Origin of the sequence: Pseudomonas sp. NY15181 (assembly GCF_048068055.1) — a bacterium.
In the GTDB taxonomy this organism is placed as follows: Bacteria; Pseudomonadota; Gammaproteobacteria; order Pseudomonadales; family Pseudomonadaceae; genus Pseudomonas.
Window position 1 is genome coordinate 623101 of record NZ_JBLUPT010000002.1, and the last position, 17936, is coordinate 641036.

At 67.0% G+C, this 17936-nt stretch carries 14 protein-coding genes; 5 read left to right on the plus strand and 9 right to left on the minus strand.

Features of this window, described 5'->3' with window-relative positions; all coding sequences use genetic code 11:
* Window positions 1-171: 171 nt before the first annotated feature.
* Window positions 172-2352 carry a DNA helicase II gene (gene uvrD, locus ACNFBT_RS08355; RefSeq protein WP_416748229.1) on the minus strand — a complete coding sequence of 727 codons (2181 nt, stop codon included), beginning with the start codon at window positions 2350-2352 and terminating at the stop codon, window positions 172-174.
* 178 nt (window positions 2353-2530) lie between these two features.
* Here uvrD and ACNFBT_RS08360 point away from each other — a divergent pair, with 178 nt between their 5' ends.
* Window positions 2531-5374 (plus strand): EAL domain-containing protein, encoded by a 2844-nt coding sequence (locus ACNFBT_RS08360; RefSeq protein ID WP_416748231.1) that lies wholly within the window; start codon window positions 2531-2533, stop codon window positions 5372-5374.
* Between the two features lie 24 nt (window positions 5375-5398).
* Here the strand turns inward: ACNFBT_RS08360 and ACNFBT_RS08365 are convergent, their stop codons facing one another.
* The 5 genes from ACNFBT_RS08365 to nirK form a co-directional block, all read right to left on the minus strand.
* Entirely contained in the window at window positions 5399-5704 is a 306-nt protein-coding gene (locus ACNFBT_RS08365; protein ID WP_416748233.1) for a c-type cytochrome, read from the minus strand.
* Between the two features lie 234 nt (window positions 5705-5938).
* Complete coding sequence (gene ytfE / locus ACNFBT_RS08370) at window positions 5939-6610, minus strand: iron-sulfur cluster repair protein YtfE (RefSeq protein ID WP_416748235.1); 672 nt, start codon at window positions 6608-6610, stop codon at window positions 5939-5941.
* 54 nt (window positions 6611-6664) lie between these two features.
* The gene (locus tag ACNFBT_RS08375) at window positions 6665-6907 is read right to left on the minus strand and encodes a hypothetical protein (protein ID WP_416748237.1); all 243 of its coding nucleotides are present in this window, start codon (window positions 6905-6907) and stop codon (window positions 6665-6667) included.
* Window positions 6908-6972: 65 nt separating this feature from the next.
* Window positions 6973-7788 carry an SUMF1/EgtB/PvdO family nonheme iron enzyme gene (locus ACNFBT_RS08380; protein WP_416748239.1) on the minus strand — a complete coding sequence of 272 codons (816 nt, stop codon included), beginning with the start codon at window positions 7786-7788 and terminating at the stop codon, window positions 6973-6975.
* Between the two features lie 61 nt (window positions 7789-7849).
* Window positions 7850-9001, minus strand: coding sequence for a copper-containing nitrite reductase (nirK, locus tag ACNFBT_RS08385; protein WP_416748241.1), 1152 nt, complete (start codon window positions 8999-9001; stop codon window positions 7850-7852).
* A gap of 246 nt (window positions 9002-9247) precedes the next feature.
* Between nirK and ACNFBT_RS08390 the strand changes: the two genes are divergently transcribed.
* Window positions 9248-11425: an outer membrane assembly lipoprotein YfiO gene (locus ACNFBT_RS08390; RefSeq protein WP_416748243.1), complete on the plus strand. Its 2178-nt coding sequence runs from the start codon at window positions 9248-9250 to the stop codon at window positions 11423-11425.
* A gap of 4 nt (window positions 11426-11429) precedes the next feature.
* Window positions 11430-12143 carry a DUF3142 domain-containing protein gene (locus ACNFBT_RS08395; RefSeq protein ID WP_416748245.1) on the plus strand — a complete coding sequence of 238 codons (714 nt, stop codon included), beginning with the start codon at window positions 11430-11432 and terminating at the stop codon, window positions 12141-12143.
* 208 nt (window positions 12144-12351) lie between these two features.
* Here ACNFBT_RS08395 and yegQ read toward each other — a convergent pair whose 3' ends face one another.
* The gene (yegQ, locus tag ACNFBT_RS08400; RefSeq protein WP_416748247.1) at window positions 12352-13755 is read right to left on the minus strand and encodes a tRNA 5-hydroxyuridine modification protein YegQ; all 1404 of its coding nucleotides are present in this window, start codon (window positions 13753-13755) and stop codon (window positions 12352-12354) included.
* Between the two features lie 184 nt (window positions 13756-13939).
* Window positions 13940-15412, minus strand: coding sequence for a glucose-6-phosphate dehydrogenase (zwf, locus tag ACNFBT_RS08405; protein ID WP_416748249.1), 1473 nt, complete (start codon window positions 15410-15412; stop codon window positions 13940-13942).
* A gap of 90 nt (window positions 15413-15502) precedes the next feature.
* Here zwf and hexR point away from each other — a divergent pair, with 90 nt between their 5' ends.
* Together hexR and ACNFBT_RS08415 are read left to right on the plus strand one after the other, a co-directional pair.
* On the plus strand, window positions 15503-16387 hold the full coding sequence (gene hexR / locus ACNFBT_RS08410) for a transcriptional regulator HexR (protein ID WP_152227592.1): 885 nt from the start codon (window positions 15503-15505) through the stop codon (window positions 16385-16387).
* A gap of 277 nt (window positions 16388-16664) precedes the next feature.
* Window positions 16665-16880: a PA3496 family putative envelope integrity protein gene (locus ACNFBT_RS08415; protein WP_416748251.1), complete on the plus strand. Its 216-nt coding sequence runs from the start codon at window positions 16665-16667 to the stop codon at window positions 16878-16880.
* Here ACNFBT_RS08415 and ACNFBT_RS08420 read toward each other — a convergent pair.
* Window positions 16834-17769 (minus strand): LysR family transcriptional regulator, encoded by a 936-nt coding sequence (locus ACNFBT_RS08420; RefSeq protein ID WP_416748321.1) that lies wholly within the window; start codon window positions 17767-17769, stop codon window positions 16834-16836. The two genes, ACNFBT_RS08415 and ACNFBT_RS08420, sit on opposite strands and share 47 nt — an antisense overlap.
* Window positions 17770-17936 lie beyond the last annotated feature (167 nt).

Here is a 17936-nt window from a genome sequence, read left to right on the forward strand (position 1 = left end):
CCCTAACCCTCTCCCAGAGGGAGAGGGCAGGGGTGAGGGGGAAGGCCCTGCCGCAGACTTGCCGGCGCCCCTGAATGCTCTCGCTCTTGTAGGAGCGGACCTAGTCCGCGAGGTTCCTGAGCGGCGCAATCGCGGATAATATCCGCTCCTACAAGAGCGGAAGCGGGTACGTCAGATCGCTTCCAGCTTCGCGTAACCCATCATCAGCCACTTGCTGCCCTCGCTGTCGAAGTTCACCTGTACCCGTGCCTGGGCGCCGGAGCCTTCGAAGTTGAGGATCACGCCGTCGCCGAACAGCGGGTGGCGCACGGACTGGCCGAGGCTGAACGGCGTGTCCGGCACGCTGGCGCCGCTGAACAGGTTGCCGCTGCGCTGGTTGCCCGAGAGCGGGCGGCTCACCGAGTTGGACAGGCGTACTTCCTGGATCAGGCTCGGCGGGATTTCGCGGACGAAGCGCGAGACCTTGTTGTAGGTCTCGCTGCCGTACAGGCGGCGGGTTTCCGCGTAGGTCATGACCAGGCGCTGCATGGCGCGGGTGATGCCCACGTAGGCCAGGCGGCGCTCTTCTTCCAGGCGGCCGGGCTCTTCCAGGCTCATCTTGTGCGGGAACAGGCCCTCTTCCATGCCGGCGAGGAATACCAGCGGGAACTCCAGGCCCTTGGCGCTGTGCAGCGTCATCAGCTGCACGCTGTCCTCGAAGGCGTCGGCCTGGGTGTCGCCGGATTCCAGCGCGGTGTGGTCGAGGAAGGCCACCAGCGGCGGGGTGTCTTCGTCGTCCGGGGTCTCGAAGGCGCGGGCGGCGCTGACCAGTTCTTCCAGGTTTTCCACCCGGGCCTGGCCTTTCTCGCCTTTCTCTTCCTTGTGGTAGGTGATCAGGCCGGACTGCTCGATGACGATCTGGGTCATCTGGTGCAGCGGCAGGCCTTCCACCTTCAGCGCCAGCAGGTCGACGGCTTCGAGGAAGCCGTTGAGCGCGCTGGCGGCGCGGCCGGCCACGGCCTTGGCGGCGATCACGTCGTTGATCGCGCGCCACATGGAGGTGCCGTTCAGGCGTGCGGCGTTGCGGATCGCCTCGACGGTCTTCTCGCCGATGCCGCGCGGCGGCACATTGATCACCCGCTCCAGCGCCGCGTCGTCGTCGCGCAGACGGATCAGGCGCAGGTAGGCCAGGGCGTTCTTGATCTCGGCGCGTTCGAAGAAGCGCTGGCCGCCATAGATGCGGTAGGGGATCTTCTCCCGCAGCAGCGCCTCTTCCAGCACGCGGGACTGGGCGTTGGAGCGGTAAAGGATGGCGATTTCGCTGCGCTTGAGGCCGTCCTTGCGCAGGGCGTCTTCGATCGTTTCGACGATGTAGCGCGCTTCGTCGTGCTCGTTGAAGCCGGCGTAGAGGGTGATCGGGTCGCCGTCGACGCCGTCGGTCCACAGTTCCTTGCCCAGGCGCCCGCTGTTGTTGGCGATCAGCGAGTTGGCGGCTTTCAGGATGGTCGCGGTGGAGCGATAGTTCTGCTCCAGGCGGATGTCCTCGGTGCCGGCGAAGTCGTCGGCGAAATGCTGGATGTTCTCGATCTTCGCGCCGCGCCAGCCGTAGATCGACTGGTCGTCGTCACCCACCACCATCAGGCTTTCGCCGCCCTTGGCGAGGAAGCGCAGCCAGGCGTACTGCACGGCGTTGGTGTCCTGGAACTCGTCCACCAGGATGTGGCGGAAGCGCCGCTGGTAGTGCTCCAGCAGGCTCGGGCGGTTGCGCCAGAGGTCCAGCGAGCGCAGCAGCAGCTCGGCGAAGTCCACCACGCCTGCGCGGGCGCAGGCTTCTTCGTAGGCCTGGTAGATGCTGACCATGGTCGACAGGTACAGGTCGCCGCTGGTCTGGATGTTCTGCGGGCGGTTGCCCTCGTCCTTCTGCCCGTTGATGAACCACTGCGCCTGGCGCGGCGGCCAGCGCTGCTCGTCCAGGCCCAGCTCGCGCACCACGCGCTTGACCAGGCGCAGCTGGTCGTCGCTGTCGAGGATCTGGAAGTTCTCCGGCAGGTTGGCTTCCTGCCAGTGCGCGCGCAGCAGGCGGTGCGCCAGCCCGTGGAAGGTGCCGACCCACATGCCCGCCGGGTTGATCCCCAGCAGCTGCTCGATCCGCGCGCGCATCTCGGCGGCGGCCTTGTTGGTGAAGGTCACGGCCAGGATGCTGTGCGGCGAGGCGCGCTCCACCTGGATCAGCCAGGCGATGCGGTGCACCAGCACGCGGGTCTTGCCGGACCCGGCGCCGGCGAGCACGCGCTGGCGCCCCAGCGGCGCGGCCACGGCCTGGCGCTGCGGGTCATTGAGGGAGTTGAGCAGGAGGGAGAGGTCGTCATTCATGGGGCGGCATTCTACCGGTGGGGCCGAAACCCGGGCAAACCGGCCCGCCGTTCGGCGGATTCCCGACGAAAGATGGGCAGGCAGCCGGCGAAATGCCATCTGTGATGCTGTTAGCGGAGGATTGTCCTCGGTTATGCTCCGCCGACTCTTAGGCCAGAACCTACAAGAAAAACCGCCTATGACTGCTTATGTAGAGCCTTCGGCGATCCCGGTGAGCCATGCCGAGATCCGCCAGCAGTATGCTCACGAGATTGCCGTCGAACGTACCCGCCTGCTGTACCAGGGGTCGCGGGTTCCGACGCTGCTCATGCTGCTCAACGGTCTGGCCTGTGCCGGTCTGCTGTGGGAGCGCGTATCCACCGCGCTGCTCGGCGGCTGGCTGATATCGCTGGTGCTGCTGGCCGTGCTGCGGCTGATCCAGGTGTCCGCCTTCAATGGCGCCTGCGCCGAGCGTCAGGCCAGCCCGCACTGGCAACGCACCTTCCTGTTCGGCGCCGGAGCTTCCGGCCTGACCCTGGCCTTCGCCGCCATCGCCCTGGTGCCGGCGGACGCCTTCCTCCAGCAGGCCCTGGTGTTCGGTCTGATCGCCGCCGCCATCCTGTCGGCCAGCGTGGCCTACGCGGTCAGCCTGCCAGCCTTCCTCACCTTCGCCTTGCCCTGCCTGTTCCCATCCATTGCCTATTTATTGATCAGCGATAACCCGCTGCAGCAGGGCTGGGGCGTGCTCGGGGTGATCCTGCTGGCGGCGCTGCTGGTGGTGGCCTGGCAGATTCACCGGCTGGTCCATACCAGCCTGCTGCGGCGCTTCCAGGCCCAGGCGCTGGTGGCGCACCTGGAGCGCGCCAAGGGGCAGACCGAGGCGCTGAACCAGGACCTGGAGCGTGAAGTCGAGCAGCGCCGCCGCGCCGAGCGCGAGCTGTGCCGCGCCCGCGACGCCCTGCAAGCGCGGGTGGAGGCCGGCAGCGCGCAGCTCAGCCACACCGAGGCGCGCCTGGCCCTGGCGCTGGAAGCCAGCGAACTGGGCCTGTGGGACTGGAACCTGCTGACCGACGAGGTGCACCACTCGCACCTGGAAGAAATCTTCGGCCTCACCCAGGCGTCGGTGAAGAGCGTGCGCAACGACCTGCGCCCGCGCCTGCACCCGGACGACCTGCCGCTGCTGCGCCGGGCGCTGGTCGAGCACCTCAAGGGCCGCACCGACGGCTACCGCATCGAATACCGCGTGCGCCACGCCGACGGCCATTGGGTGTGGGTCGAGGACCGTGGCCGGGCGATGGAGCGTGACGCCCTCGGGCAGGTCACGCGGATGGTCGGCACCCGCTGCGACATTTCCGCCCGCAAGCTGCGCGAGGAAGAGCAGCGCCTGGCCGCCACGGTGTTCGAGGCGGCCAGCGAAGGCATCATCATCCTTGACCCGAACTACCGCCTGCTCGCCCTCAACGAAGCCTTCACCCGCCTCACCGGCTACCGCCGCGAGGAACTGCTGGGGCGCAACGTCAGCCGGCTGATGGGCTCTGCGGAGACCCTGCGCCGCTACCAGGCGATCCGCACCGAGCTGGAATGCGAGGGCACCTGGCAGGGCGAACTGATCGAGACGCGCAAGAACGGCGAGCTGTACCCGCAGTGGCTGCAGCTCAACGTGGTGCGCGATGGCCGTGGCCAGGTGACCCACGTGGTCGGCTTCTTCGCCGACCTCACCGCCCGCCGCGACGCCGAGGAGCGCCTGCGCTACCTGTCGCACTATGACGAACTCACCGGACTTGCCAACCGCAGCCTGTTCAAGGAGCGCCTGCACGAGGCCAGCCAGCGCGCCCGCCAGGAAGGCCGCACGGCGGCGCTGCTGCTGATCGACCTGGACCGCTTCAAGCTGCTCAACGACAGCCTCGGCCACGAAGTCGCAGACCAGCTGCTGCGGCAGATGTCCCGGCGCATGACCCAGACGGTGCCCGAGGCCGACACCATCGCCCGGCTGTCCGGCAACGAATTCGCCGTGCTGATCGACTCCTACGCCAGCCTCGCGGCGCTGGCGCGGCTGTCCAGTCGCCTGCTGGCCAAGCTGCGCACGCCGATGACCGTGGGCGGCCACGAACTGGTGATCAGCGCCTCGGTGGGCATCAGCCTGCTGCCGGACAACGCCTGGGAAATCTCCGCGCTGATGAGCCAGGCGAACATGGCTATGCATCACGCCAAGCACCTGGGTGGCAACACCTTCCAGTTCTTCACCGACAATTTGCAGGCCTGCACCCTGGAGCGCCTGCAACTGGAAACCCGGTTGCGCAAGGCCATCGACGAGGGCCAGCTGGACGTGCATTACCAGCCCAAGCTGAACCTCGCCAACGAGCGCCTGGACAGCGCCGAGGCGCTGGTGCGCTGGCGCCATCCGGAGATGGGCATGGTGCCGCCGGGGGATTTCATTGGCCTGGCCGAGGAAACCGGGCTGATCGGCGCCATCGGCGAATTCGTCCTGCGCCGCGCCTGCCAGCAGGCCCGCGCCTGGCAGCGCCAGGGTCATGAGCTGCGGGTCTCGGTGAACCTCTCGGTACACCAGCTGCGCACCGGCAACCTGGTCGAACTGGTGCGCACCGTGCTCGACGAAACCGGCCTGCCGCCGCACCTGCTGGAGCTGGAACTGACCGAGAGCCAGTTGCTGGACAACGTCGAGAGCGTCACCACGACCTTCCGCCAGCTGCGCGAGATGGGCGTGAAGCTGGCCATCGACGACTTCGGCACCGGATATTCCTCGCTCAGCTACCTGAAGCGCTTCCCGGTGGACTACGTGAAGATCGACCAGACCTTCATCCGCGACCTGTCGCAGCAGGGCGAGGACGCGGCCATCACCCGGGCGATCATCGCCATGGCGCACAGCCTGGAGCTGAAGGTGGTGGCGGAGGGCGTCGAACACGCCGAGCAGCTGAGCTTCCTGCGTGCCCACCAGTGCGACGAGATCCAGGGCTTCCTGATCAGCCCGCCGCTGGCGGCGGGGGATTGCCTGGAGCTGCTGAGGAGCGTCGACCGGCACTGAGCGCGCCGGCCGCTCGGGATGGCGTCACTTGAGGGTGACGATCCATTTGGCCAGGGTCTCGGCCTCATCCGGGCTGACGGCGTTGGCCGGCATCGGGATCGGGCCCCACACGCCCTTGCTACCGGCCTTGATGCTGTTGCTGATGTGTGCAACACCGTCGGTGCCGTACTTCTCCGCGACCTCTTTGAAGGCCGGGCCGACCACCGTCTTGTTGACGGCGTGACAGGCCACGCAGGCCTTGGCCTTGAACAGCTCCTCGCCGGTGCTGGCCATCGCCGTCGTCTGGACCAGCAGGCCGCCAAGCAGCAGGGCAACCAGGGCTTTGTTCATGAAATCTCCTCCTCGGGGCTGGGCGCCGGGGCGCCGATCGATGACGCCGGCTTCCCGCCTGGCATCCGGGGCGATTCTAGGAGCGTCCTGAACGGCCTTGGCTTGATGGCGATCAAGAGCCCATCGCGCCTTGTCTTAGGTGTGAAATGGGTCCGGTCTGCGTCCACGGCCACCGCTTTCGACGGCAGTCCCGCACACCTTGGCCGTATCTGCCCGGAACCCCTCGGCGGCTCCTCAGGCCGGATGGTTGGCGCCTAGGAACAGCAGGTTGTTTTCCAGGTGGATGTGCTGCATCAGGTCGCGGCGCAGTTCCTCCAGCCCGGCGTAGAGGTGCCGCCAGCTGTTGCAGCCGTCGGCGGGCACGGTGAGGTCACCCGTCAGGTCGGCCAGCGCCGCCAGCGACTGCGAATGCTCGTCGTGTTCATGACGCATCACGCCGATCGGCCCCTGCACGTGGGTCAGCGGAATCCCCTGGCGCAGCCAGGGGAACAGCACGCTTTCCTCCTTGCACATGTGCCATTCCAGTTCTTCCTGCATCTTCTTCAGGTGCGCAGTCAGCCCGGCGGGGCACTGCGGGTGTGCGGCGTGGGTATTCTCGACGCGTTCGGCCAGCGGGATCAGCGCCGGCAGCTGCGCGCGGTGGACCTTGTGGTAGCGCTCCAGGATGTGGTCGATCAGCTGGTCGTTGCTGCTGTGCCGCCAGTCGACCTGGTCGTTCGCGGGCGGCAGCGCCTGCAGTTCATTGGCGATGCGCTGGGCGTCGAGACCCTGCTCGCTGGCCGCCTCGCCCAGGCTGCGCTGGCCGGCACAGCAGAAGTCCAGTTTGTAGTCGCGGAACAGGGCGGTGCTGCCGGGCAGGCTGAAAGCCAGATCGCTCAGGGTGCGTTCGAGGAGGTTTTCGTTCATGGCGGGCCTTGGGGAGAGAGGTAACGGCGGCTGCGGCCGACGTGACGGTGGCGGTCAGTCTAGGGATCGGGACGTGCGAAGTTCCTTGATCGCGGTCAGGTGCCTGCGCCTGTGGGAGGTCGCTCGTCGCCGGCGATCCGCATCCGCCGGCGCGCCCTGCTCGAACACGGTGGCGCCGCTGCGCAGGCTCAGCACGCTAGCAAGGTGCAGGATGTCGTCCTGTTCTCCGGGGCTGCTGTTGGCGAATGGCGGCAGGTTGGCCAGCCAGGCGCGGCTGAGGGAGATATCGGCGGTCACGGCAATGATTCCCTGGGTCCCGCCGCAGCATACCCAGGACGGCGGTCAGCGAGACTTGAGGGGAATCAAGGGATGTCCCTGACCAGGCGGAAGCCCAGGTTGTCCGGCGGTTGCCCCGCGCTGCAGCCGCCGCCGCGGGCATCGCGGACGAAATCGTTGATCGCCGCGCGGTGACGGCCTTCGGCGATGCGGATCGAGCAGTACTGCGCGCGGTCGGTCTGGCTGCCCTGGGCGTCGAGGTTGACCCGCTGGTGGCAACTTTGCGTCCATTCCCAGACGTTGCCGCCCAGGTCCGCCACACCGAATTCGTTCAGGCCGTGGCTGCCGCGCAGCTGCGGCAGCCCCGAGGCACTGGTGCGGGTCTCGGCCTCGAAGCGGTAGCGGGCCAGCCAGCGCCGGGCCGGGTTGCTGCCGTCGTCGCCCTCGATGCGCAGGGCATCATCGGCCCAGCGCGAGCCGGCGAAGAAAGCCCATTCCTGGTCGGTGGGCAGGCGCCAGCGCTGCCCGGTGCGTTTGGACAGCCAGTCGGCATAGAGCTGCGCATCCAGCAAGCTGGCGCCGGTGAGCGGCAGGTCGGCGCTCGCCGCGAGGTTGCCGTCCAGCGCCAGGCAGTCGCCGGCAGCCACGCAGCGGGCGTATTCGGCCTGGCTGACCTGGTACTTCATCACCTCGAAGCCGGGTGCCAGGCGTTTACGCTGTGACGGAGCGTCGACCGCACGTTTTTCCTGCCAGTAGTCGCCGGCGGGGCGGAAGCTGAATTCGCGCGGCGCCAGCTTCACGGTTTCCGGCGCCAGCGTCGTGTCGTACTGCGGTGGTAGCAGTAGCGCGGCGGCACCGATCAGGAGAGCGGCGGGCACGCCGACCAGGATTGACTTGCGCATGGGCTGCGATGTCCGGAAAGAGACCGGGAGATGGCCGGCCCCCGAGGGCCGGCCGTGGGCCTTACTTGATCGGCGTCGGTGGCTCGATCTGGCTCATCAGGTCGGAGTCCCACTGGCCCTCGACCTGGATATGGGCGGCCGCGCCCAGCAGGACGGCCTCGATCAGGTTGTGGTTGAGGTAGGTGTACAGGCCCGGCTGGCGGAAGGTGTAGAGCGATGCGCCGGCCGCGCCACCGGGGATCAGCCAGGTTTCCAGGTCCTGCTCCGGCGGGTTGTTGAACTTGCCGGTGGCCCAGACGTGATCGCCGTGGCCGCCGATCAGGTGCGGACGGGTATCGCGGTTGGCCTGGGAGTGGACCAGCAGGACGGTCTCGCCGACGTTGGCGCTGAGCGCGTTCTTGCCGGTCAGGGCGCCGACCTTGCCGTTGAACACGATGTGGCTGGGGATCAGCCCCCGCATGACTTCCTGCATGTCGTTGTAGCCGTCCATGGGCTTGGCGTAGCGCTTGAAGTTGCCGTCCTTGTCGCGCGGGACGTAGAAGTCCTGCTCGCCGATGTAGAACACCTTGTCGTACTTCAGCGCACGGCCGTCGCGGTCCTTCAGGCCGTCGCGCGGCAGCACCATGATCGCGCCGTTCATGCCCGAGACCACATGCCAGGGGATCATCGCCCCGCCCGGCGCGCAGTGGTAGACGAACACACCGGGGCGGGTGGCCTTGAAGCGCAGCTTGACCTCCTCGCCGGGCTGGATGATGGTCAGCGCGCCGCCGCCCAGGGCGCCGGTGGAGGCGTGGAAGTCGATGTTGTGGGTCAGGGTGTTGCTGGCCGGGTTGACCAGGGTGAGTTCGACGTAGTCGTCCTGGTGCACCACCATCAGCGGCCCGGGCACTGAGCCGTTGAAGGTCATGGCGTGGATTTCGGTGCCGTCGTCGTCGATGACCAGCTTCTTCTCCTCGATCACCACGCGGAACTGGACCACACGGGGCTTACCCTTGGCGCGTTGCTCGTGCGCATGGACGAAGGGCGGGGCGACCAGTTCGACCTGGACGTGCTCCAGCGTGGACAGGTCAGGCGCCGGCTCCGTGGTTTTCGGCGCGGGCTCGCCCTTGGCGAAGGCCCGTGCGCTGCCGAGCATCGAGCCGGTGACACCGAGCACTACCGCGCCGGCCAGCAGGGTGCGGCGGGAAAGGGACATCTCTTCCTGATCATGCATGGGTACTTCTCCGTAATGGACGAACTGTCGTCAGGTGCAGAGAACCCCGTTGGGCATGCCGATTCCTTGAGCGGGAACAAACAAGCACGTAGCTGGACAACGTGTCGCAGGCCGTGCTGTGCGGTAGATCGCGTTTACAGTTTGCGCGGATGGAAACGGGCAAGTGTGGGTAGCGCGAGGTAAGATTCCCCCACTGAACCAACTCCCCGCGCCTGGCGTGCGGGCCCAAACGGACAAGGACCCTCCATGCGTCTGCACGGATTTACCCTGCTGGCCCTGACGATTGGCTGCCTCGGCGTGCAGGAAGCGCGCGCGAGCAGCGACGATTCCTGCTACCCGAGCTGGAACCTCAAGCGCGACACGCTGGACGTGTGCAACAGCCTGCCATTCCTGAGCCCCGGCAATGACAGCCGGATCAACCTGCAGCTGCTGCTGGCCGACGCCGGCCAGGCGAACCTCCCGGACCGTCCGCTCTCCGACGACGAGCAGCAGCTGGGCTACGGCAAGGTGCCGTTCCCGATGGCGCGCCTGCTCGACGATGGACAGTCTGCCGATACCGACGGCCCGGCGAGCGGCACCCAGGCATCCGCGCCGCTGGCCGACCTGGTGGCGCGCATCGGCCTGCCGGCGGACAGCCTGGCGCAGTCCGCCGACAGCTTCGCCAACGGCGAAGGCAGCCGTTGCCGCAGCAACAACGCAGCCACCGCCCAGGACTTCCTCGGCCAACTGCTGCTCGTCGAGGGGCTGTCGGGCGATGAGCGGCAGAGCCTGGCGCGTGGCCGCCTGAGCCTGCTCGGCGCCTGCCAGTGGGACGACACCCAGCTCACCGTGATCCTCCCCGCCAACCTGCAATCCGCGCCGGGCAAGGCGTTCGCCACCTACCTCAAGGGCGCTGCGGAGTTCTACAGCGGTCGCTTCGGCGAGGCGCTCAAGGCCTTCCGCGCCTTGCAGGACAGCGACCTGCCCTGGCTGCAGGAAACCGCCCGCTACATGGTCGCCCGCGGCCAGCTCAACGAGGCCCAGCAGAACGCCTTCGACGACATGGGCTACCCGGACCTGCGCAAGGTCGACAAGAACGTCCTGAAGAATGCCGAGGCGAGCCTGGGCGACTACCTCAAGCGTTATCCACAGGGCCAGTACGCCGACTCGGCCAAGGGGCTGCTGCGCCGCGTCTATTGGCTGATGGGCGACGAGGGCCGGCTGGCCGGGGAATACGCCGAGCTGTTCGCCCGCCATGACGCGGATCTTGCGCCGCTGATCCAGGAAGTCGACAACAAGCTGCTGGTCACCGCCCACCCGGCGGAAGTCCGCGACCCGCGCCTGCTGGCCGTGCTCGATCTGATGCAGATGCGCCATCACGAGCCGAACGAGCCGCGTGCCCTGGACAGTGCAGGGCTGGCGGGGCAGAAGGATCTGTTCGCCAAGCAGCCTGGCCTGCATGACTACCTGACCGCGGCCTACCAGCTGTATGTGGAGGAGAAGCCGGCCGAGGCGCTCAAGAGCCTGCCCGAGGACATTCCCGGGAAGCTCGACTACCTCGCCTTCAGCCAGCAGGCCCTGCGTGGTTTCGCCCTGGAGGCCGGCAACGACTGGTTGAGCGCCGAGAAGCTCTGGCTGCGTCTGCTGCCCCTGGCCAGGCAACCGATGCAGCGCGACCAGCTGGAGCTGGCGCTGGCCTTCAACTATGAGCGCAGCGACCGCCTGGTGAAGGTCTTCGCCGAGGGCTCGCCGGTGCAGACGCCGATCATCCGCGAGATTCTCCTGCGCCACGTCGCCGGCCCCGACCTTCTGCGCCAGCAGGCGCGTTCGACCTCGGCTTCGGTCGAGGAGCGCGACACCGCGCTGTTCGCCCTGCTCTACAAGGACCTGCTGCACGGCCAGTATCAGGCCTTCATCGACGACCTCGCGCTGCTGCCCGCCGAGCCGACCAGCAAGCCGCTGGGCGCCAGCATCGGCTACCTCTACGGCAGCATGCCGCTGACGCTGTTCCAGTGGCCGGGCGGCAAGAACGACAGCGGCTACGAGTGCCCGGCGATCGTCGACGTGGCCCGCGACCTGCAACAGAGCCCGCAGCCGCCGAAGGCGCTGAACTGCCTGGGCGAGTTCATCCTGCGCAACAACCTGGATGGCTTCCCGCTGGACAACCCGCCGGGCGAGCGTGAGCTGGGCGGCAGCGAGTCGCTGTTCCCCGGCACCGCCTATTCCCGTATGGACGGCTACCTCAAGATCATCGCCGACAAGCAGGCGCCGGAAGATGACCGTGCCTATGCGCTGTTCCGCGCAATCAACTGCTATGCGCCCAGCGGCTTCAACGGTTGCGGCAGCCAGGACATCGCGCCCTCCCAGCGCAAGCAGTGGTTCCGCGCGCTGAAGAGCCAGTACGCCGCCACGCCCTGGGCGAAGGCGCTGAAGTACTACTGGTAAGCCGATGCTGCGGGCCGTCGCGGTCTCCCTGACGCTGCTGCTGGGCAGCGCCGGAGCCGGCGCGGGCGAGGTGGATGCCGCCGACCACGACGCCTTCTGGCTGTGGAGCGGCGTCGCCGCGCAGCCGGTGCTGGCCCGGGCGCGTACCCTCTACGTGCTGCAGGGCCAGGTCAGCGCGCCGCGCTACGGCAACGGCAACGCCCGTCTGATCGCCCAGGGCATCGCCATTCCGCGCCTGACCCAGGGCGAGGTCTGGGTGGTCTACCGCGCCCACACCTTGCACTGGCACGAGGGCATCTACCGCACCCTGCTGGCCCAGTTGCGCCGCTGGCGCGCCGCCGGCAATCCGGTGGTGGGGGTGCAGATCGACTTCGATGCGCGCACGCGCTACCTGGACGAGTACGTCGACTTCCTTCAGGACCTGCGCAAACGCCTGCCGCCCGACTGTCGGTTGAGCATCACCGGGCTGATGGACTGGGGCAGCAACGGCGCGCCGGAAACCATCAACCGCCTGGCCGGCGTGGTGGACGAGGTGGTGGTGCAGACCTACCAGGGGCGGCACACCATTCCCAACTACCAGGCCTACCTGCCACGCGTGGCGCGGCTGCAGCTGCCGTTCCGCATCGGGCTGGCGCAGTACGGGCAGTGGCAGGCGCCCGATTACCTGGCCCGGAGCCCGTGGTTCAGGGGCTATGTGGTGTTCTTGCAGAATCCGTGAAGACACTCCGCTCTTCGTAGGATCGAGGGGGACGCCTAGTTCTTGCTCGCGAACCATTGGCGCAGGGGCTTTTCCCCTCACCCCGGCCCTCTCCCGGAGGGAGAGGGAGCCGTCCGTGCCGGCTGACGCCGAGCTTTCATCCTGCGCCGATCAGTCCCCTCTCGCTCTAGGAGAGGATTAGGGTGCCCTCAGTCGAAGCGCGGCGCGTTCAACTCCCGCCGCATCCGCACTTGCCGCAGTCATTCCCGCAACCGCCGGCCGATGCAGTTTCCCGCGCATCCCGCGTGGTCCCGCCGTTCAGGTTGCGCATCAGCAGCGCGTATTGCAGGTCCAGCCCCTCGGGTATCGGCAGGTAGACCACATGCCCATCCCCCGGCGCCACGCCGATGGACTCGCCCCGGTTGTTCTCCAGCGTCTGCAGGCGCAGCGTGCGGTTGCCCGCCGGGGTCATCAGCTCGACGCTGTCGCCCACTTCGAAGCGGTTCTTCACCCGTACCTCGGCCAGGCCGTTGCGGCGCTCGCCGGTGAACTCGCCGACGAACTGCTGGCGCTCGGACAGCGAGTGACCGTACTGGTAGTTCTGGTACTCGTCGTGCACATGGCGGCGCAGGAAACCTTCGGTGTAGCCCCGGTGGGCGAGGGACTCCAGGGTGTCCATCAGGCCAAGGTCGAAGGCACGGCCGGCGACGGCATCGTCGATGGCCTTGCGATAGGCCTGGGCGGTACGCGCGACGTAGTAGTGGGACTTGGTGCGGCCCTCGATCTTCAGCGAATGCACGCCCATCTGCGTCAAACGCTGCACGTGCTGGATGGCGCGCAGGTCCTTGGAGTTCATGATGTAGGTGCCGTGCTCGTCCTCGAAGGCCTCCATCAACTCACCGGGGCGGTTGCCCTCTTCGAGCAGGAAGATCTCCCTGGTCGGCGCGCCGATGCCCAGGGTCGGCTCGACGTTGCGCACCGCGTGGCCCAGTTCGTCCTCGTGGGCGGCGTGGGTCTGGTACTCCCAGCGGCAGGCGTTGGTGCAGGTGCCCTGGTTGGGATCGCGGCGGTTGATGTAGCCCGACAGCAGGCAGCGCCCGGAGTAGGCCATGCACAGCGCGCCGTGGACGAAGACTTCCAGCTCCATGCCGGGCACGCGTTCGCGGATTTCGCCGATTTCCTCCAGCGACAGCTCGCGGGACAGGATCACCCGCTTGAGCCCCTGCTGCCGCCAGAACTCCACGCTGGCCCAGTTCACCGCGTTGGCCTGGACCGACAGGTGGATATCAACCTCGGGGAAATGCTGGCGAACCAGCATGATCAGGCCGGGATCGGACATGATCAGCGCATCCGGACCGAGGGCGATCACCGACTCGACGTCCTGCAGGAAAGTCTTCAGCTTGGCGTTGTGCGGGGCGATGTTCACCACCACGTAGAGGCGCTTGCCGAGGGCGTGGGCCTCGTTGATGCCGGTGGCGAGGTTGGCGTGGTCGAACTCGTTGTTGCGCACCCGCAGGCTGTAGCGCGGCTGGCCGGCGTAGACGGCGTCGGCGCCATAGGCGAAGGCGTGGCGCAGGCTTTTCAGCGAGCCGGCGGGGCAGAGCAGTTCGGGGGAAAACGGGGTGCGGGACATGGCGGCGGAGCGGGTCGTGGGAAAAAGGCCGCCACTCTAGGGAATCCGGTGCTTGCGCGTGCTGAGCGAGGTCAACGGAGCATGTTTTTGTAGGAGCGAGCTTGCTCGCGAACCGGGTCGGCACGGTGCCATGCGGTTCGCGAGCAAGCTCGCTCCTACAGGTCAGGCATGAGGACGCGGCACGTCACTCCAGCCACTTGCGCCCCTGCAACTCCAGCAAGGTCTGCGCCTGCTCCGGCCCATTGCTGCCGGCCGGGTAGGGGCGGGGGCTCTGGTAGTGCTCGTGCCAGCCTTTGATGATCGGGTCGACCCAGCTCCAGGCTGCTTCCACCTCGTCGCGGCGCATGAACAGGGTCGAGTCGCCCTCGATCACGTCCAGCAGCAGGCGCTCGTAGGCGTCCCAGCGGCGCTTGTTGTGGCTGAAGGCGAGGGCGAGGTTCAGGTCCAGTTCCACCGGCTCCAGCTGCATGCCCTTGCCCGGTGCCTTGGCCATCAGTTGCACGCTGATGCGTTCTTCGGGCTGCAACCTTATCCACAGGCGGTTGGCCGGGCTGGCGCCGCCGATCAGGCCGTTGGGTGCCGGCTTGAACTGGATGACGATCTCCGAGCACTTCTTCGCCATGCGCTTGCCGGTGCGCAGGTAGAACGGCACGCCGGACCAGCGCCAGTTGTCGATCTCGGCTTGTACGGCGACGAAGGTCTCCGTATCGCTGTCGTTGTCGACATTTTTCTCGAACCAGTAGGCCGGCACCTCCTGCCCGCCAATGTGCCCGGCGGTGTATTGGCCGCGCACGGTCTTGTCCTGCACGTCCTGCCCGGAAATTGGTCTGAGCGCCTGGAGAATCTTCACCTTCTCGTTGCGCACCGCCTCGGCGTCGAAGCGCACCGGCGCTTCCATGGTCACCAGGCAGAGCAGCTGCAGCAGGTGGTTCTGCACCATGTCGCGCATGGCCCCGGCATGGTCGTAGTAGGCGCCGCGGTTCTCCACGCCCAGGGTCTCGTTGACGGTGATCTGCACGTGGTCGATGTGCCCGTTGCGCCACACCGGTTCGAACAGGGTGTTGGCGAAGCGCAGGGCCATCAGGTTCTGCACGGTTTCCTTGCCCAGGTAGTGGTCGATGCGGAACACCCGGGATTCGTCGAACACCTCGCCGATCGCCTGGTTGATCGCCAGTGCCGAGTCCAGCGAATGGCCCAGCGGCTTTTCCAGCACGATGCGCGCCAGCGGCCCCGCCAGCCCGGCGACCTTCAGGTTCTGCGCGATGGGTGCGAACAGGCTGGGCGCGGTGGCCAGGTAATGCACCAGCACGCGGCCTTCGCTGCGCTTGAGTGCCTTGGCCAGCCGGCCGAAGTCGGCGCTTTGCGAGGCGTCTATCGCCAGGTATTCCAGGCGCTGGGCGAAACTGCGCCAGGCCTCGGCGGAGAAGTCGTTGCGCGCCACCTGGGCGCGACAGTTGCGTTCGGCCAGGGCGAGGTAGGACGCCGTGTCGCGGTTGCTCCGGGCGAGGGCGAATATCCGCGTGTCGGCCGGCAGGCGGTTTTCCCGGTGCAGGTGATAGAGCGCCGGCAGCAGCTTGTGCAGGGCAAGGTCGCCACTACCGCCGAACACCAGGATGTCGCAGGAGCTGGGGAGACTAGGGCTGGCGGGCGTATTCAAGACGTATTCCCTGGGCTTGGCGAGTCGATTTGTAGTATAACTACAACAAGACTACAGAATTCTCAGACAATCATCACCGAGCCTACCCCTGTGAACCTTTTGCAGCACATTGCCCAGTCGCGTCATCTGCTCCGCAAATCGGAGCTCAAGGTTGCCGATCACGTGATGCAGGACCCTGCATCGGTCATGCACAGCTCCATGGCGGACCTCGCCCACGGCGTTGGCGTCAGCGAGCCGACCATCGTGCGCTTCTGCCGCGCCATCGGCTGCAGCGGTTTCCAGGACCTCAAGCTCAAGCTGGCGCAGAGCCTGGCCGCCGGCGCCAGCTTCGGCCAGTTCTCGATCAACGAGACCGACTCGGTGGCGGACTTCAGCCTGAAGATCTTCGACACCACCCTGCACTCGCTGATGGAAGTCCGCGAGCACCTCGACACCCACGCCCTGGAGCGCGCCATCGCGGCCATCGCCCATGCCCAGCGCGTGGAGTTCTACGGCTTCGGCGCCTCCGGCGCGGTGGCGGCGGATGCCCAGCACAAGTTCTTCCGCCTGCTGCTCTCGGCGGCGGCCTACTCCGACCCGCACATGCAGGCCATGTCGGCGGTGACGCTGAAGCCCTCTGACGTGGCGATCTGCATCTCCCAGTCCGGCCGTTCCAAGGACCTGCTGGTGACCGCCAACCTGGTGCGCGAGGCCGGTGCCACGCTGATCACCCTGTGCCCGAGCCAGACCCCGCTGGCGGACCTGGCCACGGTGAACCTGGCGGTGGATGTACACGAAGACACCGACATCTACACGCCGTTGACTTCGCGTATCGCCCACCTGGTGGTGATCGACGTGCTGGCGATGGGCGTGGCCATGGCCCGCGGCCCGGACCTGGTCAACCACCTCAAGAGCGTGAAGCGCAGCCTGCGTAGCCTGCGCCTGTCGCCGAAAGTGGTGAAGAGCCACGAGGAGCGCCCGGAAGAGGCGTCCTGAGGCTGGTTCGCGGTGCAGAGCCCCTCACCCTAGCCCTCTCCCAGAGGGAGAGGGGACTGTACGGTGCGAAGTGAAGCCGCAGTATCCGTTGGCACGGACGGCTCCCTCTCCCTCGGGAGAGGGCTGGGGTGAGGGGAAGGTCCTCGTTTGGACTTCCCGGAAGAGACTCCCGCCGACCGCTCGTCGGCGTCACCGGCGCTTCACCGCCACGTCGTCAAACGGTCATCGGTCGTCAGCATGCTGGCGTCTCCAGCCCTTCGGCCTTGGGAGATGCGAGATGCCCCGCCATATCGACGACACCCAGTTCCAACTGGACGCCAAGACCCGCCGCAAGATTGAAGACCAGCGGCGCATGCAGTTCCGCCGCGCCATCGAAGACCGCATGGAGGCGCAACGCCTCGCCGTGGAAACCTCCGATTACCCCGATCTGATCGCCGCCGCCTACCTCACTTCTGCACGGGCGGGCCGGCGAAGCGTTCAGCCAGCTGGCTGATCAGCGCCCGCTCTTCACGGATGAAGGCGACGAACGCCTGGGCCACGGGGCTCAGACGCTTGCCGCGGGCGTGCACCAGACACCAGCTGCGGTACAACGGCAGCTCTTCCACCGGCAGTTCGCGCAACAGGCCCGAATGCAGTTCGCGGCTGACCGCATGGCGCGGCAGCAGCGCCAGGCCCAGCCCCGCCAGCACCCCTTCCCGTGAGCCTTCGAGCGAGGCGAACTCCAGCGTCTGCGGGAAGTGCGCGCGTTTCTGCTGGAAGTGTTCCTCGCAGGCCTTGCGCGTGCCCGAGCCGGGCTCGCGGACCAGTAGCGGATAGGGCTCCAGGTCCTTGAGCGACAGCTTGGCGGCGTTGCACAGCGGGTGATCCGGCGGCGCCACGGCGATGATCGGGTTGTTCAGGAAGGGCAGGAATTCCAGGGCCATGTCCTGGGGCACCAGGGACATGATCACCAGGTCATCGCGGTTGTCCGACAGGCGCTTGATCGCCTGGGCGCGGTTGACCACCGTGAGGTTCAGGCTGACGTCCGGGTGCTGTGCGTGGAAGGCGGCGAACAGGTGCGGGGTGATGTACTTGGCGCTGGATTCCACCGCCAGGCGAAGCTGGCCCTGCAGCGAGCCCTTGAGGTCGGAGAGGTTCATGTCCAGCACTTCCAGGCGCTGGAAAATGTCGGTGGTGGCGCGCAGCAGGGCGTCGGCGGCATCGGTCTGGTAGAGCTTCTTGCCGATGTACTCGAACAACGGCTGGCCGACCAGTTCTTCCAGCTGGCGGATCTGCAGGCTGACCGCCGGCTGGGTCAGCGCCATTTCCTCCGCCGCCCGGCTGTAGGAACGGCTTTCGCACACCGCGCGAAAAACCTGCAGCTGGCGAAGGGTCATACGCATCAATGACTTACGCATAGAAGCCTGCCTGATGACGACATTTTCCAGGGACTATAAAGCATTCTTTATGGCTACCCCAATAATTATTGATTTTGGTTAATCCTCCCTCCCGCGCTAGGGTAAATCCACGCCGGAACCCGCTCCGGCCCACACGTCCAGCTGCCGGTGCC